This window comes from Pseudomonas baetica (assembly GCF_019733355.1).
GTDB classification, from domain to species: Bacteria; Pseudomonadota; Gammaproteobacteria; order Pseudomonadales; family Pseudomonadaceae; genus Aquipseudomonas; species Aquipseudomonas baetica_A.
This window is the reverse complement of the sequence record NZ_JAIHLQ010000004.1, coordinates 107,828-133,769: the sequence shown is the minus strand read 5'-3', so window position 1 is coordinate 133,769 and position 25,942 is coordinate 107,828. Positions and strand designations below refer to the sequence as shown.

Annotated in this window: 19 protein-coding genes; 4 read left to right on the top strand and 15 right to left on the bottom strand. The window is 59.8% G+C overall.

Annotated elements, in window-relative coordinates:
* The first annotated feature begins 22 nt into the window (after window positions 1-22).
* The gene (locus tag K5E40_RS05275; protein WP_221729963.1) at window positions 23-892 is read left to right on the top strand and encodes an HlyD family secretion protein; all 870 of its coding nucleotides are present in this window, start codon (window positions 23-25) and stop codon (window positions 890-892) included.
* A gap of 90 nt (window positions 893-982) precedes the next feature.
* On the opposite strand, the gene K5E40_RS05270 is transcribed toward K5E40_RS05275, so the two are convergent.
* The 3 genes from K5E40_RS05270 to K5E40_RS05260 all read right to left on the bottom strand — a co-directional run bounded on the left by K5E40_RS05270 (window position 983) and on the right by K5E40_RS05260 (window position 3,557).
* A complete protein-coding gene (locus K5E40_RS05270; RefSeq protein ID WP_221729962.1) occupies window positions 983-1,984 on the bottom strand; it encodes a sel1 repeat family protein in 1,002 nt (333 codons plus the stop codon).
* A gap of 248 nt (window positions 1,985-2,232) precedes the next feature.
* Window positions 2,233-3,057, bottom strand: a complete 825-nt coding sequence (locus K5E40_RS05265; protein WP_221729961.1) for an SDR family oxidoreductase — start codon at window positions 3,055-3,057, stop codon at window positions 2,233-2,235.
* Between the two features lie 35 nt (window positions 3,058-3,092).
* The gene (locus K5E40_RS05260; RefSeq protein WP_221729960.1) at window positions 3,093-3,557 is read right to left on the bottom strand and encodes a multidrug transporter; all 465 of its coding nucleotides are present in this window, start codon (window positions 3,555-3,557) and stop codon (window positions 3,093-3,095) included.
* Between the two features lie 178 nt (window positions 3,558-3,735).
* Here K5E40_RS05260 and K5E40_RS05255 point away from each other — a divergent pair, with 178 nt between their 5' ends.
* The 3 genes from K5E40_RS05255 (at window position 3,736) to K5E40_RS05250 (ending at window position 9,211) form a co-directional block, all read left to right on the top strand.
* Entirely contained in the window at window positions 3,736-6,468 is a 2,733-nt protein-coding gene (locus K5E40_RS05255) for an RHS repeat-associated core domain-containing protein (protein ID WP_221730080.1), read from the top strand.
* Between the two features lie 76 nt (window positions 6,469-6,544).
* Window positions 6,545-7,240 (top strand): hypothetical protein, encoded by a 696-nt coding sequence (locus K5E40_RS34915; protein ID WP_260455527.1) that lies wholly within the window; start codon window positions 6,545-6,547, stop codon window positions 7,238-7,240.
* A 6-nt stretch (window positions 7,241-7,246) separates the two neighbouring features.
* The gene (locus K5E40_RS05250; RefSeq protein WP_260455526.1) at window positions 7,247-9,211 is read left to right on the top strand and encodes an RHS repeat-associated core domain-containing protein; all 1,965 of its coding nucleotides are present in this window, start codon (window positions 7,247-7,249) and stop codon (window positions 9,209-9,211) included.
* A gap of 100 nt (window positions 9,212-9,311) precedes the next feature.
* Here K5E40_RS05250 and K5E40_RS05245 read toward each other — a convergent pair whose 3' ends face one another.
* The 12 genes from K5E40_RS05245 to K5E40_RS05190 all read right to left on the bottom strand — a co-directional run bounded on the left by K5E40_RS05245 (window position 9,312) and on the right by K5E40_RS05190 (window position 25,904).
* Window positions 9,312-10,763, bottom strand: a complete 1,452-nt coding sequence (locus K5E40_RS05245) for a mannose-1-phosphate guanylyltransferase/mannose-6-phosphate isomerase (protein ID WP_221729959.1) — start codon at window positions 10,761-10,763, stop codon at window positions 9,312-9,314.
* Window positions 10,764-10,979: 216 nt separating this feature from the next.
* Window positions 10,980-11,636, bottom strand: coding sequence for an alginate O-acetyltransferase AlgF (locus K5E40_RS05240; RefSeq protein WP_221729958.1), 657 nt, complete (start codon window positions 11,634-11,636; stop codon window positions 10,980-10,982).
* A gap of 14 nt (window positions 11,637-11,650) precedes the next feature.
* A complete protein-coding gene (locus K5E40_RS05235) occupies window positions 11,651-12,826 on the bottom strand; it encodes an alginate O-acetyltransferase (RefSeq protein WP_221729957.1) in 1,176 nt (391 codons plus the stop codon).
* Between the two features lie 10 nt (window positions 12,827-12,836).
* Window positions 12,837-14,402 carry an MBOAT family protein gene (locus tag K5E40_RS05230; RefSeq protein WP_221729956.1) on the bottom strand — a complete coding sequence of 522 codons (1,566 nt, stop codon included), beginning with the start codon at window positions 14,400-14,402 and terminating at the stop codon, window positions 12,837-12,839.
* Window positions 14,403-14,596: 194 nt separating this feature from the next.
* Complete coding sequence (locus K5E40_RS05225) at window positions 14,597-15,721, bottom strand: mannuronate-specific alginate lyase (protein ID WP_221729955.1); 1,125 nt, start codon at window positions 15,719-15,721, stop codon at window positions 14,597-14,599.
* Between the two features lie 8 nt (window positions 15,722-15,729).
* Window positions 15,730-17,190 (bottom strand): alginate O-acetyltransferase, encoded by a 1,461-nt coding sequence (locus tag K5E40_RS05220; RefSeq protein ID WP_221729954.1) that lies wholly within the window; start codon window positions 17,188-17,190, stop codon window positions 15,730-15,732.
* Between the two features lie 10 nt (window positions 17,191-17,200).
* Window positions 17,201-18,772 carry a mannuronan 5-epimerase AlgG gene (gene algG / locus K5E40_RS05215; RefSeq protein ID WP_221729953.1) on the bottom strand — a complete coding sequence of 524 codons (1,572 nt, stop codon included), beginning with the start codon at window positions 18,770-18,772 and terminating at the stop codon, window positions 17,201-17,203.
* Between the two features lie 26 nt (window positions 18,773-18,798).
* Window positions 18,799-20,286, bottom strand: a complete 1,488-nt coding sequence (locus tag K5E40_RS05210) for an alginate export family protein (protein WP_221729952.1) — start codon at window positions 20,284-20,286, stop codon at window positions 18,799-18,801.
* Window positions 20,283-21,806, bottom strand: a complete 1,524-nt coding sequence (gene algK / locus K5E40_RS05205; RefSeq protein ID WP_221729951.1) for an alginate biosynthesis TPR repeat lipoprotein AlgK — start codon at window positions 21,804-21,806, stop codon at window positions 20,283-20,285. The genes K5E40_RS05210 and algK overlap by 4 nt, the downstream gene beginning before the upstream one ends.
* Before the next feature lie 9 nt (window positions 21,807-21,815).
* Complete coding sequence (locus K5E40_RS05200; protein WP_221729950.1) at window positions 21,816-22,985, bottom strand: alginate biosynthesis protein Alg44; 1,170 nt, start codon at window positions 22,983-22,985, stop codon at window positions 21,816-21,818.
* 35 nt (window positions 22,986-23,020) lie between these two features.
* Window positions 23,021-24,502, bottom strand: coding sequence for a mannuronan synthase (alg8, locus tag K5E40_RS05195; protein ID WP_221729949.1), 1,482 nt, complete (start codon window positions 24,500-24,502; stop codon window positions 23,021-23,023).
* A gap of 85 nt (window positions 24,503-24,587) precedes the next feature.
* Window positions 24,588-25,904: a nucleotide sugar dehydrogenase gene (locus tag K5E40_RS05190; protein WP_221729948.1), complete on the bottom strand. Its 1,317-nt coding sequence runs from the start codon at window positions 25,902-25,904 to the stop codon at window positions 24,588-24,590.
* Window positions 25,905-25,942: the final 38 nt, after the last annotated feature.

The following is a 25,942-nucleotide window of genomic DNA, read 5'->3' as shown; positions in this document are numbered from 1 at the left end:
TCTATCTCTGAAGAAGGCATTGATGAAAAAGTTTTTCAGTCTGCTCGCGACCCTGTTGGTGCTGGCCGTCGCGCTGTGGATCGGCCGAACCCTGTGGGTGCATTACATGAACACGCCGTGGACGCGGGATGGGCGGGTTCGTGCGGACATCATCAACGTCGCCGCCGATGTCACCGGTGAAGTGATCGACGTGCCGGTGCGCGACAATCAGTTGGTGAAGAAGGGCGACTTGCTGATGCAGATCGATCCCGAGCACTACCGCATTGCGGTGAAACAGGCGCAGTCGCTGGTGGCTTCACGCAAGTCCACCTGGGAGATGCGCAAGGTCAACGCCCACCGCCGCGCCGACCTCGACAACCTGGTGATCTCCAAGGAAAACCGCGACGACGCGAGCAACATCGCCGACGCTGCACTGGCCGACTACCAACACGCCCAAGCGCAACTGGAAGCCGCTGAACTCAACCTCAAACGCACCGAAGTGCGCGCAGCGGTGGACGGCTATGTGACCAACCTCAACGTTCATCGCGGCGACTACGCACGCATCGGCGAGGCGAAAATGGCCGTGGTCGACATGAACTCGTTCTGGGTTTACGGCTTCTTTGAAGAGACCAAACTTCCCCACGTACGCGTCGGCGATAAGGCCGACATGCAACTGATGAGCGGCGAGGTATTGAAGGGGCATGTGGAAAGTATCTCGCGCGGCATCTACGACCGCGACAACCCGCAAAGTCGCGAGCTGATTGCCGATGTAAATCCGACCTTCAACTGGGTGCGACTGGCCCAGCGCGTGCCGGTACGGATTCACATTGACGAGGTCCCGGAGGGCGTACTGCTGGCGGCGGGGATGACTTGTACGGTGGTGGTGAAGCAGGACGCTGTGGATAACGGATAGACCGCGTGGCTGCCATCGCCAGCAGGCTCCCACAGAGGTTCTTCGGTGTGACAGAGACCTGTGTGGGAGTGAGCCTGCTCGCGACTGAGCTTATCGGTAGAACGTGTTGACTACCCGCAGTCCAGACTCGATGGCTTCGTCCACCGACAATGCTTGATCTTCCATGAGGGCGACGATCCGCGGGTCTGTTGCGATATTCGCGTCAGGCTTTTTCAACTGAGCGGCGCGGTTCAGTACGATGTAGGCCACAACGTCGCCACGGTTTTTGGTGAAGGGCTGCTCGATAGCAGTGCGCATGGTTTGCTTCACATAGTCGTAACGCTCGACAGATGACATGCCCTTGAAGGTGTCCGGATAGTTCTGATAGATATCGGCGGAGTAACGTCCGACGTCTTCTTCGCGTGCTTCAGCGAACAATGTTTTCTTGCTGGTGACCTGGGTGACAAGTTCGCTGTAAAGCTTGTCGCCTTCAGCGATCTGAGCGGCGTTCATCTTGGCTTTCAGGTCAGCGCCCGCCGTGGTGTCTTCGGCTTTGGCCATGATCCTGGTCCAGGCGTAGGCGGCGCTCAGGTTACCCAGCTCCTCGTATTGCTCGATCAATATCTGCTGGGATTCGGCATAGCCATGCAGCGAGGAACGCTCCAGCCAGCGAGTGGCGAGCGCAGCATCTTGCTGGGTCCCGACTTTGCCGTATTTGTAGCTCTCGTACATACCGTATTCCGCGCACCAGTCGTTCTGCGTCGCTGCGTAAGCCATGTAGTTGAAGGCTTCGGTGTTACGTTGGTCGGCGGTCAGGGTTGAGTCATAGCGGGTGGTCATCGACAGGTAGCAAAACGCGCGAGTGTGCTTGGGGGCGGCCATGACCATGCAGGTTTTGGCGTCCTTGTACTCTCCGTTTTCGTACAACCGGTAGCCGACGCCATACAGAATGTCGCTGTCCATCTGCGCGTTGCAATGCTCGTTGGCGGTCACGACCGGCAGCACGTTTTGCAGGGTCAGTTTGGGCAGCGTGTCATTGAGGGGCCGTTCTTTGGTCGCGCAGCCTGCCAGCACCGTGAACAATGCCAGAGGCAATACGTTGAAGAGTTTCAAGGGATGTTTCCTGATCTGAATTGAAGCGTGTGAGCAGAGCTCGCGTCAGGCAGGTCAACAAAGCAGCGACCGCTTCGGGCGGAAACAGTCGGGGAGGGGGAGATCAGTGTTCAGCAATTCCCTTGCTTCGATGCTTGCCCCAGCGACTCCATGCGCTATCGGGTTTCGGGTTCACATGAAGCGTCGGGCACTTCATGCGCGGCGCATTCTACGTAGATCGACCGGTTTGGCCATTTCATCAGTTGTAATCAAAAGTTTCCGCGCAAGCCGAACCGCTTCATCAACGCCGACTCCAGCAACCCCTTGGGCAACAACGTTGCCAGCAACGGTAACGCCCGGCTGCCATTGCCGAGACGGATCAGGCGTGGCGGCTTGCTCTGCTGCACGGCCTTGAGGACCCCGGCGGCAAACTCACTGGCCGGTGTCGGCTTGTCCTGCGAGGCCTTGGCCCGCGCGCGAATGCCTTCACGCAGGGGAAACCATGGCGATTGCTCGTTGATCAACTGCTCAGCCTCATGCCCGGCGTTTTTGGCGAAGCTCGATTGAATGGCGCCGGGCTGGACTTCCATCACGCGAATGCCCAACGGTGCCAACTCCATGCGCAGCGCATCGCTCAAGGCATGCACCGCCGCTTTCGAGGCGCAGTAGGCGCCGGCGAACGGTGTGACCAAAACACCGGAAACGCTGCCGATATTTACCACCAATCCGTTGCCCCGGCGCAGGACGGGGAACAGTGCGCGGGTGACACCGATAATGGAGAAAACATTGGTTTCGAACTGGCGCTGCATGGCGGGCACACCGCCGTCGAGCAACGGGCCCATGGCACCGTACCCGGCGTTGTTGATGAGTACGTCGAGGCTGCCGTGTTGCTGGTTGATCCGTTCGCCGAGTTGTTCCAGTGCCGCGCCATCGTTGACGTCCAGTTGAATCGCGGTAAACCCGGCAGCCGCCAGTGCGGCGATGTCTTCAGGCTTGCGTGCAGTGGCCCAGACTTCAAAACCTGCGCTTTTGAACGCATCGGCGAGGGCACGGCCGATGCCGCTGGAACAACCGGTAATCAACGCAACGGGCATGGCGCATTCCTTGTGCAAAAAAGTGGGGAAGGGGATCAGTCGGAGAAACTGCCCTGCAATCGCTCGGCGCGAAACTCCAGGGTTTGCGGGCGATAACCGGAGCGCAGGGGCGGCATCGGCAGGCAGTCTTCCCAATCAGCGCCGGCCTGTAACTCGCCGGGGCCGCGATAACGCGGGGCGGTGTATTGATTGTCGGCCAGATTCACGGTGTCGCCGGGTGCATAGGCACCGATGCGCCAGCGCAGGTCGGTCAGTGGCACATCGTTGCCGTTGTTCATCTTCAGTTGCAACGGCCGATCCGCGGGGCATTGTTCCGGTGCGTAGCTGATGCGCATCTCCAGGCGAGCCAATTGCTTGACCTCGCGGTTGTCCTGCCACACGACCCCCATCGCCACCAACCCCAAGCCGATAGCCGCCGCTACGGAGACGGGCAGGGCCTTGGCCGGATAGCGCAACAACAGGATCAACCAGGTGATGATCAGCAAGATGCCGATGAACATGTTTGAACGCTCCTTGAACACGTGCTCACCATCCTACCGAAGGGGCGCGGGAATGGACATTCGGCTGTTAAACCGGGCACCGTCGGTCGGGACTGTAATTTCTGACAGTTGGCAGGGCCGCTAGCCGCTGCTCTGATGTTCGAGGCAAAGGGATGCCGTCGCGGCGCGGGGCTCAATGATGGGGATGCACAGTAAAACACCTAGGCTTTCGGTCACCGATTCGCGGGGGCTGGCGATTCGTGCGGTGGAGTATTGGCGCGCCGAAACAGCCCGCCCCGCCGAGCCCCGCATCACACGAACCGTGCTTGACGCCGCCGGGCGCGCGGTCAGGCAGTGGGATCCGCGCCTGTGGGCGCTGCAGATGACTGATCCGTTGGCGCCGGCCAATCTGACCACGGTGTATTCGTTGAACGACAACGTACTGCGCTCGGACAGTGTCGATGCCGGAATGCAGATCGAGCTGCTCGGTCTGGGTGGGCAAGTGCTCTGCGGCTGGGATGGTCGCGGCACGTCTCGCGAGGTGGCCTATGACCTGCTGCTGCGCCCGGTGGCGCTATTTGAAACAGGTGCGACGCAGCCTCGGCAGTGTGTCGAGCGTTTGACCTATGGCCAGCCCGACAGCGGGGACCCGGCGCTCAATCAGTTCGGCCAGTTGATCCGTCACGATGACCCGGCGGGCAGCGAGCTGTTCGACGAATTCGCGCTCGGTGGCCAATGTACCGCAGGCACTCGGCGCTTCCTGCGGGCGCTCGTCGACCCTGACTGGCCCGAGCCGTTTGAGGAGCGCGAAGTGCTGCTTGAGCCCGGAGCGGGCGCCACGACCCGATGGCGCTTCTCGGCGTTGCAGTCCTTGCTCGAACAGGTTGATGCACGGGGTAATCGACAGACCTTCGAGTTGACGCTTCATGGCCGCCTGCGCATGGCTTGCTTGCAACTGGAAAATCAAACCGCTGCACAGACACTGGTCAGTGAAATTCGCTACAACGCCGCGGATCAGGTCGAACATGAACTGGCGGGCAACGGCGTCCGCACGACACTGGCCTATCGACCGCAAGACAATCGCCTGAGGTTGCGCCACAGCGAGAAGGCCGACGCGACGATCCTGCAGCGTCTGCTCTACGACTATGACCCGATGGGCAACGTGCTGAGCATCGAAGATCAGGCGTTGCCCGTGCGTTACTTCGCCAACCAGCGTATCGAGCCGATCAGCCGTTTCAGCTACGACAGCCTGAACCAGTTGAGTGAAGCCCGCGGCTGGGAGGCCGGCGCTGCGGAGGGCGGGCCGACAGCGATCGCCAATTACTCACAAAGCTATCGGTATGACGCTGGCGGCAATCTGCTCAAATTGATTCACGTAGGTGCACAAAACCCGGGCCATGACCTGCAAGCCGCCCGCTACAGCAATCGCTGTCTGCCCTGGCGCAATGGCGTGCCGCCCGATGAGGCGCAAATCGCCTTGGCATTCGATACCAGAGGCAATTTGTTGGAGCTGGAGCCGGGCCGTCGGCTGATGTGGAATCTGCGTGATCAGTTGCACTCGGTGACCCCGGTTCAGCGTGCATCCGGGCTGCATGATCAGGAAGTGTATGTCTGCGACGGCAATGCCCGGCGGGTGCGCAAGTTGCGCTCGTTGCAAACCAACGCTCGCACGGTGGTCGCCGAGGTGCGTTATTTACCGGGGCTGGAGTTACGCAGCGACAGTGGCACCGGCGAGCAATTGCAGATCATCACGGTGCAGACCGGACTCAACCGTGTGCGCGTGTTGCATTGGCAGAGCGCGCCGCCTGCCGGTATCAACGACCAATATCGCTACAGCTTCACTGATCATCTGCGCTCGGTTGGTCTGGAGTTGGCCGCTGACGGCGGGATTGTCAGTCGCGAACATTTTTATCCCTTCGGTGAAACGGCCTGGTGTGAAGAGGGTGAGACCCGTTACAAGAACATTCGCTATTCGGGCAAGGAGCGCGATGCCACCGGTTTGTATGACTTCGGCCATCGCTATTACATCCCGTGGTTGCAGCGCTGGTTGAATCCGGACCCCGCCGGGGCCATCGATGGCCATAACCGCTACCGGGCGATGCGCAACAGTCCTGTGGTCTATCGAGACAGCGACGGACGCAAGCCAGAGAAGAAACTCGATGATCGGGTCTATCACGTTCTAGCCGAGAAAAAACTGGTCAACCCGATCCAGGCTGCCGGCATGCAACCGGTGCGCAATTATTTTGAGAGCAATCCGGACCCGAAAGTGCAGGACTACCGACGGCAAATTCCCGTTGAACTGGCAAAGCTGGGGGCCAAAAGCGGCGCGCTGCTCAATACCCATGAGGCCCACGTCAGGGCCGCCGTGATAACCGAAACTTCTCCGCCGTCGGGCCCCGTGATGTATCACGGCGGCGAAGTGCTTTCAGCGGGACTCAGTACGGTTCTTGGCGAAAAGGTTGCGAGTCGGGTCATGGGCCCGATGTCGGATGTCTTCAACAGCCCTGTCGAAGACCCGAAGGTGCTGGAGGCTCGCCGGGATGCCGTGGCCTGGTCGATTAAAACCGGAGGGCAACTCCTGATGCATGCCTCGCATCCAGCGGCACAGATTGTCGGGGCCGTGGGGGTGGCGATGGGCACTGTGATGCGAACGTCGGAGGCGCAGACGCGTGTGCAATACAAGTTGTTGAGTGCGCCCGTCAATGTGCCAGTGTCAGCCGCTGCGAATACACCAAGGATGTCTTTCCAGCCGTTCCTGCAGACCCCTGCCAGCGTGCAGCGCTCACTGTTCACAGAGCAATCGGCAGCGCCCAGTTCTTTCGTCCAGCAGGCGTTTCATGCCGGCTTCGTGCAGGCACCTACGCAAGTTGCACAGGCGTCAGACTATCTGGAGACCGAAGACCAGGAGTTGAATTGGTCTCGTCGAGGTTGAAGCCAGGTCTAGAGAAAACACGCTGTTGTCCAGCCTGCTGTGGGGCAGTAACCGGACTTCAAACAAGGAGGGATAAATGACGTCAGATGAACTGTCTGTCCATGCTCATACTCCAGGCCTGACCGCTTTCGATCCGCGTGGGCTGACGGTTCGTACCGTGGGTTACTGGCGTGATGGAAGCCAGCCTGCGCAGCCACGGATCAACCGTATGAGCCATGATTCAGCGGGGCGAATGGTCGCGCAACGGGACCCGCGTTTGTGGCATACGGCGCAGGCGAATCTGGTGACGGCGTATTCGTTGTCCGCCAGGGTCATCGGCACGAACAGTGTCGATGCCGGATGGCGGGTCAGTCTGTCGGGTGAGGGCGAACAGTTGCTGGAGCAGTGGGATGGCCGCGGCACTCGGCGGCAGATCCGTTACGACGATCAACTGCGGCCGGTGGAAATTATCGAGAACGAGGCGTCTATCGAGCAGCTTGCGTATGGCAACGAGGCCTCCAGCAAGCACAATCAATGTGGGCGATTGATTCGTCATGATGATCCAGCGGGCATTCTCCTGTTCAACGACTACAGTATGGCCGGCGCGGTGCTGGAGGAAGAACGACGGTTCAGCGGTGAGCCGGTTCCAGGTTACGTCACCCGATCACGATTGACGCCGCTAGGCGATCTGCAATCGCGCACGGATGCCGGGGCTAACGTGCAGCGCTTCAGCCACACCCTTGAAGGACGGCTGCGCGCCGTGGATTTATGTCTGAGCGGCACCGCGCAATAGCTGCCGATGGTCAGCGCCATCCGTTACAACGCGCAAGGTCAGATCGAAGAAGAAGTAGCGGGCAATGGTGTGGTTACCACGCTTGAGTACGACGTTGAAGATGGACGTCTGAGCCGTTTGTTTTCCCTCCTCGGGCAGCAGGCGCCAGTGCAGGATTTGCAATATGCCTACGATCCACTCGGCAACGTATTGAGCATTGAAGACGCGGCGCTGCCAATTCGCTATTTCGCCAATCAACGTATCGAGCCGATCAGCCGCTATCGCTATGACAGTCAGTCGCAACTGACTGAGGCGACGGGTTGGGAGTCAGGATCAATCAGGCATGCGCCTTCATCCGAACGTTTGAAAACCCTCTCCAACTATCGTCAGACCTATCGTTTTGATGCCGGCAATAATTTGCTCGAAATGACCCATGTCGGTGTGGAGAACCCTGGCCACCGACTGGTCGCGGATGCCGGTAGCAATCGCTGCCTATCCGTGCGCGAAGGCGTGGAGCCGGGCGAAGCGGACTTTCGCAAAGGCTTCGACGCCAATGGCAATTTGCGGTGCCTGCAGCCCGGGTGTTTGTTGAGTTGGGATCTACGCAATCAACTGAGCGAGGTGCGACCTGTCGAACGCGTCGAAGGGCCTGCGGACAGTGAGTGCTACGTCTACGGGGCCGATGGCAGGCGTGTGCGCAAGATCCGCTCGCTGCAAACCCGTGCGCAAACCAACCTCATCGAAACCCGTTATCTGCCAGGCCTGGAAATCCGTACCCACAGCGGCACGCGGGAAGTACTGCATGTGATTGACGTCCAGACCGGGCGCGCCAGTGTGCGGGTATTGCACTGGGAGGCAGGTCGGCCGCAGGACATTGCCAACAATCAACAGCGCTACAGCCTGAGCGATCATCTGGGTTCAAGCACGCTGGAGCTGGATCAGGATGCCAGCGTTATCACCCGGGAATGTTATTACCCGTTTGGTGGCACCGCATGGACGGATGGCGATGCGGTTCAGGTCAGTTATAAAACGATCAGGTATTCGGGCAAGGAGCGAGATGCGACAGGGTTTTACTACTATGGATTGCGTTACTACTTACCCGAATGGCAGCGGTGGTTGAACCCTGACCCGGCAGGCGCAGCCGATGGTCTGAATTTATATGGCATGGTCCGAAACAGGCCCATGAGTTTGACGGATGGCGACGGCAGACAAAGCAACTTCAAGGATTTGTTCAAACCTGAGCAGGGCGACTTGATTTTCGGCTTGGCGAAGGTCCTTGAAAAAGGCTATTTGGGTTGGTGGGCGGTGTTGAGCAATCGCGGAGACTACCTCGCAAAATATTTGAATGGTGATGATATTGCTGAACTGGAAAATGACTTGGATGTCAGGCGCCAAAGCTACAGCTCTATTCGTGACGCAAGCCGATTCATGAACCCCGTCCTGCCGGCAGGTAACACCGGTAGTCGACCGACATTCTGGGAAGGGCAGTACTCATCCATTGCGCAATTGGTGTTCATGAGGGAAGAGGCCTATTACCAGAAAATAAGAAACAGGTATTCGGGTTGGAAGTCCACGGCCGCTAACAGGCGTTTTTCAGAGCGCTATGCCACTGAACTGGCTGGCGGTCGCTACTCGGTACGCAAAACGTTTGAAAAGTACCTTGATGCAGACGACAAGTTTCCTCACAAGCTGATCAGTCGAGCCAGTAAAGCCGGACTGGCAACCCTACTGAATTCTGAAAGCACTGACGTCATTCACTTCATGCTGGATGAACTGGATATGGATCAAGTCGTGATGAAGACGCGACCCTCCGCAACCTCATCGGAGTTGCGTTATCTCTTCAGAAACCGCGAAAAACTTGCAGATAAAGTGTTGTTCTATCGAAACAACACGCTTGTTGACTCTCCTTGGCGAAGCGATCGTGCAGGGTGGGAACGTTATAGACCCGCGCGGGAAGAGCAAGCGGTCAAGACTGCCCAGTCCTCTGGGTGAAAGGCTGCCTGAATGTAGAAACCTGCAAAAAAGCCCCCGCCCAACCCACTGCGGATAGGGGACGCAGTGGGCTGGACGAGGGCTTTTTATTGCAGGTCGATCACTGCGCGATGGTTTTCACCGACACGCCGCGTTCGATCGGGGTCGAGCGACCGTAGATATCTTCGAAACGCTCGATGTCGTCTTCACCCAGGTAGCTGCCCGATTGCACTTCGATGATCTCCAGCGGGATCTTGCCCGGGTTGCGCAGGCGGTGCACCGAGGCAATCGGGATGTAGGTCGACTGGTTTTCGCAGAGCAGGAACACGTTGTCATCGCAGGTCACTTCGGCGGTGCCGCTGACCACGATCCAGTGCTCGGCGCGGTGGTGGTGCATCTGCAGCGACAGGCACGCGCCCGGTTTCACCGAGATGTGCTTGACCTGGAAACGCCCGCCCATGTCCACCGAGTCGTAAGAACCCCACGGACGATAGACCTCGCAGTGGTTCTGGGTTTCGCTGCGGCCCTGTTCGTTGAGGGTTGCGACCATCTGTTTGACGCCCTGAACCTTGTCCTTGTGGGCGATCATCATCGCGTCCTTGGTTTCGACCACGACGATGTTTTCCAGACCGATCACCGACACCAGTTTGCCGTTGCCGTGGATCATGCAGTTCTTGCTGTCCTGAATGACCACGTCGCCTTTGCTGACGTTGCCGTTGGCGTCCTTTTCGTTGACTTCCCACAGCGACGACCAGCAACCGACATCGCTCCAGCCCGCCATCAGCGGCACCACGCAGGCGCGCTGGGTTTTCTCCATGACGGAGTAGTCGATGGAGTTGTCCGGGCAGCAGGCGAAGGTGGCTTCGTCCAGCGTGACGGTGTCGGCGTCTTGCTCGCTGCGCTCAAGGGTCAGCAGGCAGGTGTCGTAGATGTCCGGGTCGTGCTTTTTCAGTTCTTCGAGGAAGCGGCTGGCGCGGAACAGGAACATGCCGCTGTTCCAGTAGTAACCGCCGGACTCGACGTACTCGGTAGCGCGTTTCACATCGGGTTTTTCGACAAAGTGCGAAACGCGGCTGACGCCTTCTGGCAACAACGAATCGTTGGTGGACTTGATGTAGCCGTAACCGGTTTCCGGTTTCGTTGCGGGTACGCCGAACAACACCATTTCACCGTTTTCGGCGGCGACGGTGGCCAGAGCCAGTGCGCGTTGCAGGGCTTTCTGATCTTCCAGAACGTGGTCGGCCGGCAGCACCAGCATCAGTTCGTCGCGACCTTCATTGACCAGCATCATCGCGGTCAACGCCACGGCCGGCGCGGTGTTGCGGCCGAACGGTTCCATCAGGATGCGTTGGCATTCCAGGTTACGGTTGCTCAACTGCTCGTTGACGATGAAGCGGTGATCCTTGTTGCAGACCACGATTGGCGTGTCCATGCCTTCGAACACCAGGCGTTCCAGGGTTTGCTGGAACAGCGTGTGTTCGCCGGTCAGGGCGAGGAATTGCTTAGGGAACTGTTTACGCGAAAGCGGCCAAAGACGTGAACCGCTACCACCTGACAAGATCACCGGAATCATATTGTTTACTCCATAAAATCGATTGGGTTAGAGCCACGAACCTGTGTCGTTTCACTCTTGTTTTTGTCTCGTATCCGAACTGACAACCCGTTCAAAGGGTGGGAGGGGGCTTGCTCCCGAAGGCGGTGTATCAGTCGACATATCGGTTGAATGTCAGACCGCTTTCGGGAGCAAGCCCCCTCCCACAGTGGGGACGGGGTCAGGCAGGAAAAATTGTTAGCGCGTCGACACCGGGCGTTTCACCCAGACTGGCGACAGGTTGCTGCCGTTACCGGTGACGTACAGCACCGCGGCTTCACCGCGTTCCAGCGCGACCGGTTTCACGTCGCTGACTTTTTTGTCGCCCTCAAACAGCGCCAGGCTGACTTTCACCGGGTTGATTTCACGTTCGCCACGGCCCTTGGCGGCGACGCTCTTGACCACTTCGGTCTTGCCGTCGGCGGTCTTCAGGGTCAGCGGTTTGTCGCTGAGGTTCTGCACGCGCACCAGGGATTTCTGCTTGTTTTTGAACGGCGGTTCTTCGATCAGTTGCGGCGCGCCGGAAGCGTTGTTGACCAGGGTGTAGTAGTGGTCACCGGCGAGTTTGACCGGCAGGGTCTGGCTGCCGACCTTGGCGCTGTAGTCGCCGCCCGGCATGAAGCTGAAGTCGCTGCTGGCCAGAGGCGCAACGTCGCTCAGGTTGGTGCTGCCAACGGTGGCGCTGACTTCAGCGTTGCTGGCGTTATAGATGCGCACGAAGCTCGAACCTTTCGGTGCGGTCGGGCCGTAGAGCGCAGCGTCGCCACCGGCGAAAGCCTGAACCGACAGCACGCTCAAACCCGCAACCAGTGCAATGCGTTTTGCGAGACGACGAGGAGTAGTCGTGAAAGTCATGGTGTACCTCTCTTTCAGTTTTGCGCCCGGTCGGGCGTCTCGGATTGAGTGTTTACAGCTACGTTTTGTTGGCGCACGCCGGCTTGTTTAAGCTCTGCGACCCACTGCGGGTCGGCGTCGCCGATTTCGTTGTTCACAGGCAGATAACGTTCAGGAAACTCCCAGATCAGCACCTGTGGCGGGCTGTTCTTGAAGTCATCGCTTTTCAGGTAGCTGAGCATCGGTCGAATCGGGCCGTGGCCGTCTTCGGCGTAGCTCACCACGTCGCTGTGCAGCGCTTGTTTGAGTGCACCGACGAAGTTCCAGTTGGGGTTGGCGCTGTAGCTGGTGCCGATCAGTGCCACCGGTACTTCGCTGTTGGCGAACAGCGCGTCGTCACCGGCCGGCTGATCACCCGCGGCCACGGTGTTGCGCTTTTGCAGCGGCTCTTGCGCCGGCATCAGGTTTTCGAACAGCGGGTCCAGCGGCAGGAACAGGCGCAGGTCGCCCTTGTGCGTGACCTTCTCGGCCGGCGTGGTGACAAAGCGCTGCGGCTCGCCGCTGAGCGGGAACTTGTCGGCGATGGTTTTCGCCAGGGTGTTGGCCGCAACCTCGGCGCCCTCAGGCGTCCAGTGCGTGTCGGTGCGCAGGAACACTTGCTGACCGTTCTGCTTGGCCTGTTGCAATGGCTTGAGCAGGTCAGGGGCGAGGATCTTGTCCGCCGCCACGCGGGCGTGGAAATCCTCATAGAGGTTGGCGTGGATGCTCGCCGGTTTCACTTCACCCAGGTGCTCCGGGTACAGGCGAACCTTGGCCGGCACAATCGCCATCACCAGTTTCACGCCTTTGGCTTTCAAGGTCTGGCGCACGCCTTCGACCAGCGCGTAGTTGCCTTGCAGGTTCAACTCTTCGTTGACGATCGGGTTGAACTCCTCATCGCTGTACAACCACTGATCGCGACCGAGCACCACGCCCGGACGACCTTCGTTGAACAGTTTGAAATCCAGCGCGGCCCAGAGATTGGTGCCCAGACGCTTGATTGGAAACGCGTCGTCGTAGTGGGTTTCCACGGCTTTGGTCCAGCGGCCGTTGAGCACTGTCGCGTCGGCGTTGGTGCTGAAGCCGAAGAAGCTGCGCACCGAACACAGACCGAGCACCAGCAGAGTCACCAGGAACAGGGCGATGTAGAAAATGCGTAATGAGCGGGTCATGTCAGATCCCTCAGAACTGGAAGTAAAGGAACGGCGAGAAGCTTTGCGCCGAGAGTTTGAGAATCGAGGCGATGAACAGCAGCAGGATCAAGCCGCGCATCACGTAGCGTGACCAGTCCGCCGTCCAGTAGGCCGCTTGCACCTGGGCTTCAACGCCGACGGTGTAGCCAGGCTCGTGGATGCTCGCCGGGTTTTCGCCGGGGGCGGCCTTGATCATTCCTGGGGTCGCAGCGGCCGGGCCGTCGGTTTCGACGTTGACCGCTGGCTTGGTTTTGACCGGAGGCTGGTTGGTGTACAGATCACGCAGACCGAAGAACGCCAGCGTCACGTAAGCCACCACCAGCGTCGCCACTTGCAGGCCGGTGAGGCTGGCCTGATTGAGTTCCGACAGCGACCAGTCGCCGAAGCTGAACATCGCGCCGTACATGCGCCCGGCAACGTGCAGGTTCTCGGCACGGAAGATCACCCAGCCCATCACCACCAGCAGGAAGGTCAGCGCCCAGCGGATCGGGTTGAGGCTGCGCGGCGAGGTATTCAGGCCCAGCGCTTTTTCAATCGCCAGCCACATGCCGTGCCAGGCGCCCCAAACGATGTAAGTGATGTTCGCGCCGTGCCACAGACCGCCCAAAAGCATGGTCAGGAACAGGTTGCGATAGGTCATCAGCGTGCCTTTACGGTTACCGCCGAGCGTGATGTAGAGATAGTCACGCAGCCACGTCGACAGGCTGATGTGCCAGCGGCGCCAGAACTCGGTGATCGACTGGCTGATGTACGGCTGCTTGAAGTTTTCCATGAAGCGGAAACCCATCATCAAGCCCAGACCGATGGCCATGTCGCTGTAACCGGAGAAGTCGAAATACAGCTGCGCGGTGTAGGCCAGTGCACCCAGCCAGGCATCGCCCGTGGTCGGGTTTTGCAGGGCGAAGCAATGGTCGGCCACCACCGCGAGGGTGTCGGCGATGAAGACCTTCTTGATGAAACCCTGCATGAACCGCGTGCAGCCCTCGGAGAATTTGTCGAGGGTGTGGGTGCGGTTGTTGAACTGGTCGGCCAGGTCACGAAAACGCAACACCGGGCCGGCGATCAGGTGCGGGAAGATCGCCACGAACGCGGCAAAGTCGATCAGATTGCGGGTGGCCGGGGTGTCGCCGCGATACACATCGATGATGTAGCTGATCGACTCGAAGATGTAGAACGAGATACCGATCGGCAGCAGTACGTGGGTCAGGATGAACGGCTCAAGACCCACCGAGGTCATCATCGCGTTGATGCTGTCGACGCCGAAGTTGGCGTACTTGAAGTAGCCGAGGATGCACAGATCCACCGCGACGCCGGCCAGCAGCCAGCGCTGGGCCGGTTTGGTGCGCACACCAGCGGCACCGACCTTGAGGCCGATCCAGTAGTTCCACAGCGTTACCGCTGCGAACAGGGCGAGGAAGTCCACCCGCCACCAGGCATAGAACACGTAGCTGGCGATCAGCAGCAGCAGGTTGCGATAGCGTTGCCCGCTCAGGTAGTACAAGCCGAGAAAGATCGGCAAGAACAGAAACAGGAACACGTTGGATGAAAATACCATCCCGATCTCTCCATGTTTGAACCAACAGTCAAGGGCCAAAGCCCCCCCAAACCCCCCGTGAAAATTCAGGGGGCGACATCACTTCACTGTGGGAGCGGGCTTGCTCGCGAAGGCGGTGTGTCAGTCGACATTATTTTTGAATGTCAGACCGCATTCGCGAGCAAGCCCGCTCCCACAGGGGATTGCATTCATTCTTACGAGCCTTTGTTGCCCTTTTCATGCGCCGGGTCGTAGACCTTGGTCAGGTCGCCACCCAGGCGGAAGGTCTTGAATGGTTGCATCCCGTGCTTCTTCTCCAGCACATCCGCCGAGCAGGTGTAGAGGGTGCAGAACGGTTCGAGCCAGGCGAATTTCATGTCCTCTTTCAGGTCGGTCATGTCCTGTTTTTTGCCGTTCTTCTTCTCGAATTCATCCGGGTTTTTCACCCCGGACAGCACGCGATCAGCCAAGCGTTTCAGTGCGCCATTGTTTTCCTGGCGCAGATCGACACCGTTGACCTGGGCGAAACTGGCGATCATCGCCAGCGGCGGCAGGGCATAGTTGTGGTAGGCGAGGGCGCGTTGCTGGCGCTTGAGTTCGTTCGGCAGGTAGCCGTCGGCGTCGATCTGATTGGCGCCGACCTTGTATTCCTTCACTGCCCAATCGAACAGGTCGCGGCGGTTGGTCGCGACCGACGTCGCCATCACCGACCACGCCGCCCAGTAAGAGTGGTTGTTGGTTTTTTCCAGCGGCAGATTGTCCCAGTCGCTGACGACCTGATCGGCCATTTTGCTGAACCAGGCTTCGATCACCTGCGCTTGCTGCTGATGCTCCGCCAGTGGATGCGAGTCGGAGAATTTCAGGCGAATGTACGAAGAGGCCATGCTGCCCAGCGCCCATTTGCGCATCGATTTGCCGGTGTGGTTGAAGTCTTTCGACATCAAGGCGTCGGACTTGGCCCACGCAGCCAACCAGTCCAGCGTGCAATCGAGCTGCTCCGGGCGACCATCACGCATGAACTGCATGACGCGTTTGGCGGTGCCGCGCTCCAGCGTGGTGATGTCTTTGGTGGTGTCGCGGAAGGCCTTTTCCGATTGCACATTGAGCGTCGCGCGGGCCTTGTCCGAGCCTTCGTATTTGCTGCGAAATTGCAGCGGGCCGGTGTACGGCGTCGGCATCGCATCGCAGCCTTCGCTTTTGTCGCTGGTCTTGAATTTATCCACAGGGGCGAAGTAGCCCTGAGGTGGACGCAGTGGCGCGGCGGCCTGAGTCGCCCCGGCGAACATCGCCAGGGTGAGCAGGGATGGCGCAAGCAGGTGTTTGATCGTTCGATTTCGCATAGCAGACCTCATTGCCCGACCTGAGCGGTGTGTTGCCCAGCGCCCGGGAATACGTTGCGTTTGCAGATTTTCGCTTCGACTTTCTGTGGCGCGGTGCCCGCTTCCGGGCCCTGAACTTCGACTGCCAGCAGGTTTTGCGAGCCCCAGTCTTCGTCGGTGCGCAACTCAAAGGCGAAACGACCGTCGGTGTCGGAGGTTTCCGGTTTCTCGATCTTGATGTCCTCGTGGCGACCGTTCATGTACCAGAGGGTGGCTTGCAGGGTTTTCACCGAGGTGTCGGCGAAACGGATGTCGACCTGATGACTGCTGTTTTGCAGGTTCATGTTCTTGCTGTTGACCAGCAATTCTTGTTTGCTGCCCGGTTTCAGCGTGGTGCTGGCGCTCATCTGAGCGTCTTTGCCTTCGCAGCCGTTATCCAGCAGCGCCATCATCTGGCGGTAGATGGTTTCCTGATCGAGGCGATACAGCGGCGAGAACTCCCAAATGAGAATTTTCGGCGGGCTCTTCTGGAATTCGTCGCTGCCCAGGTACTGCAACATCGAACCTTCCAGACCGCCGCCGGGGAAGGCAACGTTGAGAATGTCGGCACCGATGTCTTCTTGCAGGAAACCGGCGAAGTTGTAGTTCTTGCCGCTGTGAGACGTACCGACCAAGGTGATTTGCGGGTTGCCGGAATCGCCGAACAGATCGCCGTCAGCGGCCTCGCCTTTCGGTTCGGTGGTGAACTGATCCATGTACTGGATCGCGTAACTGGTGCCGCACAGTTGCCCGGCCATGTTATGCAAAGTGCCGGTTTTGCCCATACGACCAGACCGCTTGGTCTCGAACTCACGCTTGGGAATGTCGGCGAAGGCCGGGATCTGCTTGACCTTCTCGGCGACGATTTTTGCCGTGCGCTGCGCGCCGTACGGAGTCCAGTGCTGGTCGCCACGGAAATAGAAATCGTGGGCGGGCAGGGTGTCCGGCAGCGATTCGTTGGTCAGCGGTGACAGGTCCGGCACCACGTAGCCCATCTGCGCAAAACGGCCGAGCATGGTCTTGTAGTTGCCCAAAGCCTTCTCGTAATCAAACGCGGCTTTTTCCTGCGGGTTGAGTTTGTTGCGGTTCACCAGGCCCCGGGTCGGTTGATAGACGATCACCAGTTCCACGCCTTTGCTCTTGAACGCATCGTGCAACTGTTGCAGGCGTTTGTAGCCGGCAGGGGTGGTGTTGAATTCGGTGCGCAGGTCTTCCTGAGTCCGGAACAGCCAGTCGCCCTGCGCCTGCACCAGGGTGGTGAAGTTCTGCTGATAGCGCGTGGTGTAGTTCTTCGCGTCATGGGCGGCCGGGCACAGGTTGCAGCATGGCTCGGCGGTGAACTTGGGCGGGGTGACACCGGCAGCCTCGTCGGCGCGAGCGCCATTGCTGGCGGCCAGAATGCCCACGGTCAGGGCCGACAGGCTGAGTAATCTGATCAAGTGTGGGTGCATAAAATTATCCTCAGTCCTGCAGTTCGGTCTGGCGTTCGACAGGGTCGATCAGCACGGCTTTCTGCTGGCGTACCAGCAGGTCGAGAATTTCATCCTGGCGCTCGCCGAGGATGCCGTTGAAGCTGATGCCGCTGGATTTGGTCGGCGCCAGCATCGACACGCGATACAGCTCGACACTCAAGGGCGAATCGATCGACAGCGGGCCGCTGCCGTTGGCCGCGAGTTCACCGCCCACCACGATCAGCGAAACCTGGGCGTCGAACGGGTCGAGCTTGATGTCACGGTCGGTGTCGGTCAGGTCTTTGATGTGGCCGTAGACGCCGGTCAGGCCGTTGGCCATGGCGATGTTTTCGTAGAGGCGGATGTTCACGCTGTTACGAATGCGGATGCCGTGGCGCTTGTTGCTGATGACCTTGTTGCCCCACAGCAGGTTGTCGGCGGACTCGTAGAGGGTGATGCCGTCGGTGTGGTTCTTGTAGATCTCGTTGTAGGCCACGATGTTGTTGACGCTGTTACGGTCGATCACCAGGCCCGAGAGGTGGTTGTCGTAGCTTTTGTTGTTGAAGATGAAGCTGTCATTGACCTCACGGGAAATGATGATCCCGTGCTTCTTCTTCGTGCCGTGAACGGTGTTCTGGGCAATGATCAGGCCGTGCGAGCGGTCATGCGGGTCGATGCCGTAGACGATGTTGTCTTTGTAGGTGTTGCCCTTGACCACGAAGTCGCGGGTCTCGTAGCAGTAGAAGCCGTACCACATGTCCGAGAACTCGGAACCGACGATCCAGCCGGTGGGCTCGGGACGCTTGAGTACCTTGGCCATGTTCGGCGTGTACTGGGAAATGCTCACCCCGTACGACTTACTGTTGGCGTAGCCGAAACTGGCCATTTTGCTGTTGACGATGTAGGTCTCGGTGCCACCCCAGGCGAGCAGGAACGGCCGGAATTCCTTCGGCGAACGGAAGGTCGCCGGGCCGTTGTCCTTCTCGCGCCAGCCCGTGACTTTGGTGTCACGCACAAACAACTGACCGTCGTTGACCAGGAACGAACCGGCCTCTTGCGACAGGCGCAGCTCTTGGGTCTGGCCGTCGATTTCGAGGATGCCTTTACGGCCAACCACGATCGGCAATTTGGCCAGATACACACCCGGTGAGGTTTCGCTGAAGTACTGCTTGGGCAGCTTCTGCGCCAACTCTTTGAGGTTCATGTAGCCGTCGTCGACGAAGATCGCCTGCGGGATGCCGTGCTGACGCACCACCCATTCAGCCATTTTGTTGTCGCCGCCGATGAAGTCCTTCAGGGCGTCTTCCTGCATCATCCGGCGCACGCTGATCTTGCCCGGTTTGCTACGGACGATTTTCGCGGCGGCGGCTTCGGCGGTGTAACCGGAGAGGTCGGGCAGTGTCGGCTTGGCCAGTTCCAGTTCCTCGGTCGGCGCGCTGCTGACGGTATAGGTCTTGGCTTGCTGCAACTCTTTGGCAACGGTTACAGGCTTTGCCGGCACACCGGTGGCGAAGGCGCCAGCGGAGGCCAGCAGCATGGCGCCGGCCAATAGGCTGAGCGAGCCTTTCCTAGCGTTATTCATGTCGGGCACTCCCTTCGCGGTTTGCATCAGAAGCGCCAGATCACGTCGATGAACGCGCGGTGCATGTACGAATCAACTTGCTTGCCGTAGGCGTCGCCCGGCTTGAACACGCCACCACGCAAACGCACCAGCGCCGAAGGCTCGTCGATCGACTGGCTCAACGCCGCCGGCAACAGGCCTTGCTTGAAGTACTTGGTGACGACCAGATCCATCTCCTGACCCAGATCCTTGTTGCCGTCCTGCAGTGGCAAAGAGGTGCTGGAAAGGATCGCGCCAGTGACGTCGTCGGTGTTGTTTTCCACGGCGTTGATGCCGTTGCTGCCGACCGGTTTGCTACCGTCGACGCGCCAGAACTTGTGGTAGATCAGGCTGGCGTCGTACTCGTCGTTAAGCATCCATGAACCGAACAGGGTGGCGGTCTGCATGTTGTTCATTTCGCCACGGAAGGCTTCGCCGAAACGGTGAACGCGCGAACGGGTACCGGTGTAGTTCGAGCGGTTGCTTTCCAGACCGGTCTGTTCGTAATCGGCGCTGGCGCGGGCATAGGCGGCGCCGACCTGCCACTGCGGATCGAGGCGCAGACGCACGCCGACGTCGGTGGCCCAGCCATTCACATCATCGCTGCGTTTGGCTTGCGCCGGGCGCGAACCATCAGCGTTCAGCGCGTTGACCGTGTCGCGGTCGCCGCTCATGCCGGTGATGCTGCCCCAGTAGTTGACGGTGTTGGTGTTGCGCCAGTTGTAGGCGTCGCTGTCGGCGGTGAGGCCGAGCCAGCTGATGTCGCCGTTCTCTTTCTTGTCCAGCGAGTCGCGGGGCACGCCCGGTTCGGCGTAATCGAGCTTGCCGTCGTCGTGGGTGTGGTGACCGCGAATGCCGACCCATTGCCCCGGTGTCCACTGGTAAGCGGCATCGGCGTAGGCGTGCAGGCGATCCTTGTCTTTGGGCGCCAGCTCTTTGAGGTCGGTGCGGTATTCGCTGAAGCGTTCGGCAACACCGGCGTTGGCACGCAACAGGGTGGTGTCGAAGGTCCAGTTCAGCGCTTCGATGTTGGTGTCGCGCCATTGGCCGTCGTCATTGCGCAGGCGCTGGCGACCGAACTTGAGCATCTCGCCCGGGTAAGGGGTGAGGCCGCTGTAGCCGACCCAGAATTCACGCATCGCCAAGTAGTTTTTCTTGGTCTTGCGGTCACTGTTGTCGGTGGTCTGCGTACCTTCGCTGCCGGACTGCTGCAGGGTGTCGGTCTCGATGATGTCGGTCGAGGTCACGGCCTGGCCCATGGCGTAGGCGCTCCACGCGCCGCTTTCGCCGTAGACCCACGGACGCAGGTCGAGGCCGACACCGTTGACGTCGCCGCCACTGGCGGTGCCGAGGTCGCGGTCGTCTTCGGACTGGCCGGTGATTTTCACTTCGAGGCCGAAGTTTTTGCTTTCAGTCATCGCTGCCAGTGTCGGGCAAGACCAGATCAGCGCGAAAGTGAGGCCAATGCCGGCCTTCACGAATGGATTGAGCTTCATAGTTTTTCCTCGCCGTCTTCTTCTTGCAGGGCGTGCAGTTGCAGCGTGTTCGTGTTCAGGGCACCACGGCTGGCCTGCTCTTGCTGCAGCAGGCGTTGGGCTTGGGCCAGACGCTCGGGCGGCAATTGCGCCGCGAGGGTGGCTGCCAGTTCATTGGCTTGCGGGGTGTTTTGCGCCTTGGCCAATTGGCTGAAAACATAGGCGTTGACCGGGTCGGGCTGGGTGCCTTTGCCTTGGGAGAACAGTTGGGCGATGGCGAAGTCGGCACTGTTCTGGCCGTTGCGCGCAGCGGTCAGCAAGTGGTCGAGAGCCTTCTGCGGATAGACCTTGCCCAGGTAACCACGGCGATAGATCTGGCCGAGGTAGTAATCGGCGGCGACTTCGCGGCCGACGGCTTTCTGGAAATGTTCCTCGGCGACTTTCGCATCGGGCGGGACCATTTTGCCTTCGTAGTAGAGCTTGCCCAGCAACAGTTCGGCACGCGGTTGGTCGGCGGCGCGGCCGTTATCCAGGTACTGCATCATCTGATCGATGTCGCCCAGTTCCGGGAAGTCGTAGAGCAATTGCGCAAGCGTCACCCACGATGCCGGGTAGCCCGGAGCAATCGGTTCGAGCAACGACTGCGCGGTTTTTTCGTCGGTCTTGCCCAGGGTCGAATCGGCCAGTACACGGGCGACCGAATCGACGCGTTGAGCGGTGACGGTGCCACGGCTGTAACCGGCCTGCATCTGCTTGATCAGCTCGGCCTGTTGTTCAGGCTGGGCACGTTTCTGATAGACCGTGGCCAGTTCGACGTAGCAGATGTCGGTGGTGTTGAGCGCGGCTTTGCAGATCCTTTCCACGTCATCCAGATGCTGGTCGTAAGTGCCTTGGGTGCGATAGAGCAGCACTTGGGCCAGACCCGCCTCCGGGTAACCGGATTGGCGCCACTGATCGATCTGCTGCTGAGCGTTGATGTTCGGAAAACTGTGCGGGTATTGCAGGTACAGCATCGCCAGTGGGATCAACGTGTTGCCTTCGCCTTGGGCGGCAGCCTTTTTCAGCAGGCTTTCGGCTTCCTGACGCTCGGCTTCGGTGGAACCGGGTTTGGCCACCAGCAAGCGGCCGAGTCGCGCCTGAGCTCGCGATGAAACACTGGCGGCGGCGCGGTAAGTCGCTTCGGCCTGCTTCATTTGCTCGGGGTCGTGGCTGTCGACTTGAATATCAGCCAGGCCCACTTGCGCTTCGCTGTAACCCAGATCGGCCAGTTGCTGATAGTTCTGCGCAGCGGTGGCGGTGTCGCCACGCTTGAGTGCTTCGTTGGCCAGGCGCTGATCGGGCAGGCCGGCGCAACCGGCCAGGCTGACCGCCAATGCCAAGGCACACACTGATCCTTTGTGGGAGCTGGCTTGCCAGCGATTAGCCGGGGTCGCGCTCGACCGACTCGGTGTTTCAGCAAGACCACATTGATCCGATCGCTGGCAAGCCAGCTCCCACAGGGATCGTGGCGTTCTGAAAAGACTGGTGATAGTCACAGGCATGTCCTCGACTTAAAGACCGGCAGCCATGGCTTTGTCGATCAGCCAGTTCAGGTTCGGGCCACGGTCGCTGTTCACTTCCACCGGGCGGCCGGCGAAGCGGCTGTCGAGCGGCTCGTCAGGCTGGATCTGCACGCGGATGTCGGAGGACAGGTCAGCGCTTTTCAGGCTGGTGCTGCTGACGATCTTGCCGGTGCGGGCCTTGTCTTCGCCGGCGATCTGGAAGCTCACCGGGGTGCCCGGACGCACGTCGCCGAACTGGCGATAGGAGAACCGCGCATCAACGGTGGCCTGGGTGTTGCGCGGCACCAGTTGGAAGATCACGTCGCCCTTGCTCGCGTATTGACCGTCGGCCACCAGTTGCTGAGCCACGGTGCAATCGCACGGCGAAGTCAGGGTGCCGGTCATTTGCTTGCCGAACAGTTCCTCGACCTTGGCCGGGGTCAGTTGGTCTTCTTCCAGATGACCCTTGAGCACGTCGAGCATGCTGGTGCTGAAGGTCGCCAGCGGTGCGCCTTTGGCGGCGACGCCGTCGGACTTGACCAGACTCTGCACGGTGCCGTCACGCGGCATGGTGATGTTCATGCCCGGTACGCTGACCAGGCCAGCCTGCGCGTGGCTGACGAAGTACATGCCGTACACCGATTTGAAAATGAAACCGGCGGCGACCAGGCCGACGACAAAAACACCGGCGCTGAACGTCACGGCCTTCAAACGGCCGAACGGCGTCATGCCGTGGCCGCCGTCCTTGACCTTGCGGGCCTTGGTGAAGTTGTCGCGCTGCAGGGTCGCCAGCACTTCGCCCATGCTGACGATGTCGCCGGCCAGGTGCGAAGTGATCAAGTGACGCAGGGTGGAAATATCCTGCGGCTCAAGGTTCTGAAACTGGCAGCCAACGCGGCCACTCGGGCGGTCGTAAGAGCGCACCTGCAGTTCGACGTCCATGGCCAGGCCGAGGTTGTCGATGACAAATTGCAGGCGGGCCTTGTACACCTCGCCGAGAGTCAGCGGCAGTTGCCCGGCGTTGAACGCCAGGCCGCCGGCCGAGAGGTCCAGGACCCGCGTTTCAACGGGCGCCCGGTCAGGGCCGAAGAAACGCAGTTTGGCCGGGATTTTTACGCGGGCGTGCTGACGCTGGGCTTCGGATTCATGCACTACATTGGCGTTGACGGCGGTATTCATAGGGGCGATTTCCTTGTTAATTCAAGAGGGGCGGGTCAGACCATCATCAGCAGCACGGCGACGAAAATGCTGCCGGCGGAGAAGGTCATGGTCCGAGACGACCAGGTGTTGAACCAACGTTGAAAGCTGGCGAGATCACGGGTCAGGGACGTGGGCTGGCGAGTCCAGGACTGTTGGTCGAGGCGGAAGAACACGTAGATCTTCACCAGCGCACCGACGATCTGGTTGTAATAAAGAATCGCCGGGTAGGCCGGGCCGATCCGGTGACCGGAGCAGGACAACAGCAAGGTCAGAATCAGGCGGGTGATGCCGATCCACAGCAGGTAAACCAGAATGAATGCGGTGCCGTACTTGAAGCTGGCGATGATCGCCACGGTCAGGCCGAGCAAGGACGTCCACATCGATACGCGCTGATCAAACAGCACCACCGACGTGAAGGCGCCGAGGCGTTTCACACCCAGACCCAACGCGCGGGAGTTCTGCCGCAGGTTGTTTCCGTACCAGCGGAACATCAGTTTGCGGCTGGCCTTGATGAAGCTCTTTTCCGGCGGATGTTCAACGGTGTTGATCGCCGCGTCAGGCACGTAAAAGGTGTCGTAACCCAGACGCATCAGGCTGAACCAGCTCGACTTGTCGTCGCCGGTCAAAAACTTGAAACGACCCAGGCGCCAGTGCTGCAGCGAGTCGCTCTCCACGTCGGCGATGAATTCCGGGTTGGTCACCACGGTGGCGCGGAACACCGACATGCGCCCGGTCATGGTCAGCACGCGCTTGGACAGGGCCATCGAGCACATGTTGATGTGACGCTGGGCGAAGCGCAGCTTGTGCCATTCGCTCATGATGTAGCCGCCGCGCACTTCGCAGAATTCGTTGGTGGTCAGGCCGCCGACGTTGCCGAACAACTGGAACCACGGCACGGTCTTGCGCACGGTGCCTTCGCCGAGCACGGTGTCGCCATCGATCACGGCGACCACGGCGCGGTCATCCGGCAGGTGACGGGAGATCGCGCGGAAACCGTAGGCCAGGCCATCACGTTTGCCGGTGCCGGGAATGCGCACGAAGTCGAGCTTGACGCGTTCGGGCGGATTCATCCGCGCCCACAACGCTTTCACCAACAGCTCATCGGACATTTCGACGATCGAGCAGACCACAGTGGTCGGCAGTTCGCAGTCGATGGCTTCGCGGATCACCGAGCTGTAGACCTGCGCGGTGGTGAGCGCGTCGATACGGAAACTGGTGACCATCAGAAACACATGCGAGGGGTCCGCTGCTTTACCCAGCTTGCGCACTTTACGGCGCAGGTGCGGATAGACGATGTAGAGAAAAATCATGCCGCGCACAAAGTGCGTTGCACCCATCGAGTAGCGCCAGATACCCACGGCGCCAATCAGGAAAATGAAGTCCTTCGACTCGGAGTCGAATGTGGACGTGGGCAGCATCAAGGCCAGGCCCATCAGCAGGCTCAAATAGAAAAGCCAGCCGGCGGATTGCAGAAAAAAATGTTTGAGCTTGGTCATCAACGTCATCCGAAGGTATTAGAGGCTTCGAGCTGCAAGCCTCGAGCTGCTAGCTGCAGCTCGAGGCTTGTCGCTTGGCGCTGCGTTACCAGCAAATACCTTCGGTGCGCGTACCGGCGTCGGTGGCTTTGGCCATGAAGCCGACCAGGTCGATGACCTGTTTGCCGTGCGGTGCTTGCTGGGCCAGCGCGCGGAATTTCTCGTCGCGGTTGCCGAGGATGATCACGTCGGAGTTGTTGATCACCGAATCGAAGTCCGCGTTGAGCAGGGACGACACATGCGGGATTTTCGATTCGATGTAGTCCTTGTTCGCGCCGTGAACACGGGCGTACTCGACGTTGCTGTCGTAGATGCTCAGGTCGTAACCCTTGCCGATCAGCATTTCTGCCAGCTCAACCAGCGGGCTCTCGCGCAGGTCGTCGGTGCCGGCCTTGAAGCTCAAACCGAGGAGGGCGACTTTGCGTTTGTCATGGCTTTCAACAATGTCGAAGGCGTTTTGCACTTGCGATTCGTTACTGCGCATCAGCGAGTTGAGCAGCGGCGCTTCGACGTCCAGGGAACCGGCACGGTAGGTCAGCGCGCGGACGTCTTTTGGCAGGCACGAGCCGCCGAACGCGAAGCCCGGACGCATGTAGTACTGGGACAGGTTGAGGGTCTTGTCCTGGCAGACCACGTCCATCACTTCACGGCCATCGACGCCGACGGCTTTGGCGATGTTGCCGATCTCGTTGGCGAAGGTCACTTTGGTCGCGTGCCAGACGTTGCAGGTGTACTTGATCATCTCGGCGACAGCGATGTCCTTGCGGATGATTGGCGCGTCGAGTTCTTCATACAGCGCTTGCAGAACGTCGCCCGAAGCCTTGTCGAACTCGCCGATGACGGTCATCGGTGGCAGGTCGTAGTCGGCGATGGCGGTGGATTCACGCAGGAACTCAGGGTTGACCGCGACGCCGAAATCAACGCCGGCCTTCTTGCCGGAGCAGTCTTCCAGGATCGGAATCACCACGTTGGCAACGGTGCCCGGCAGTACGGTGCTGCGCACGACGATGGTGTGGCGGGTGGTTTTTTCACGCAGGACAAAACCGATCTCGCGGCACACCGCTTCGATGTAGTTCAGTTCCAGATCGCCGTTCTTCTTGCTCGGCGTGCCGACGCAAATCATCGACAGATCGGTGTCACGAATCGCCTCGGCGAAGTTGGTCGTGCCACGCAGACGACCGGTCTGGACACCCTGTGCCAGAAGTTCGCCCAGGCCCGGTTCAACAATGGGGGATTTGCCAGCGTTGATCATGTCGATCTTGTCTTTGGCAACATCGACGCCAACCACGTCATGGCCCCGTGCAGACAGGCAACCGGCACACACTGCGCCAACGTAACCCAAACCAAATATGCTGATGCGCATCGCAATTACCTCTGTATATATCAGGCCGTTAGAGGGCC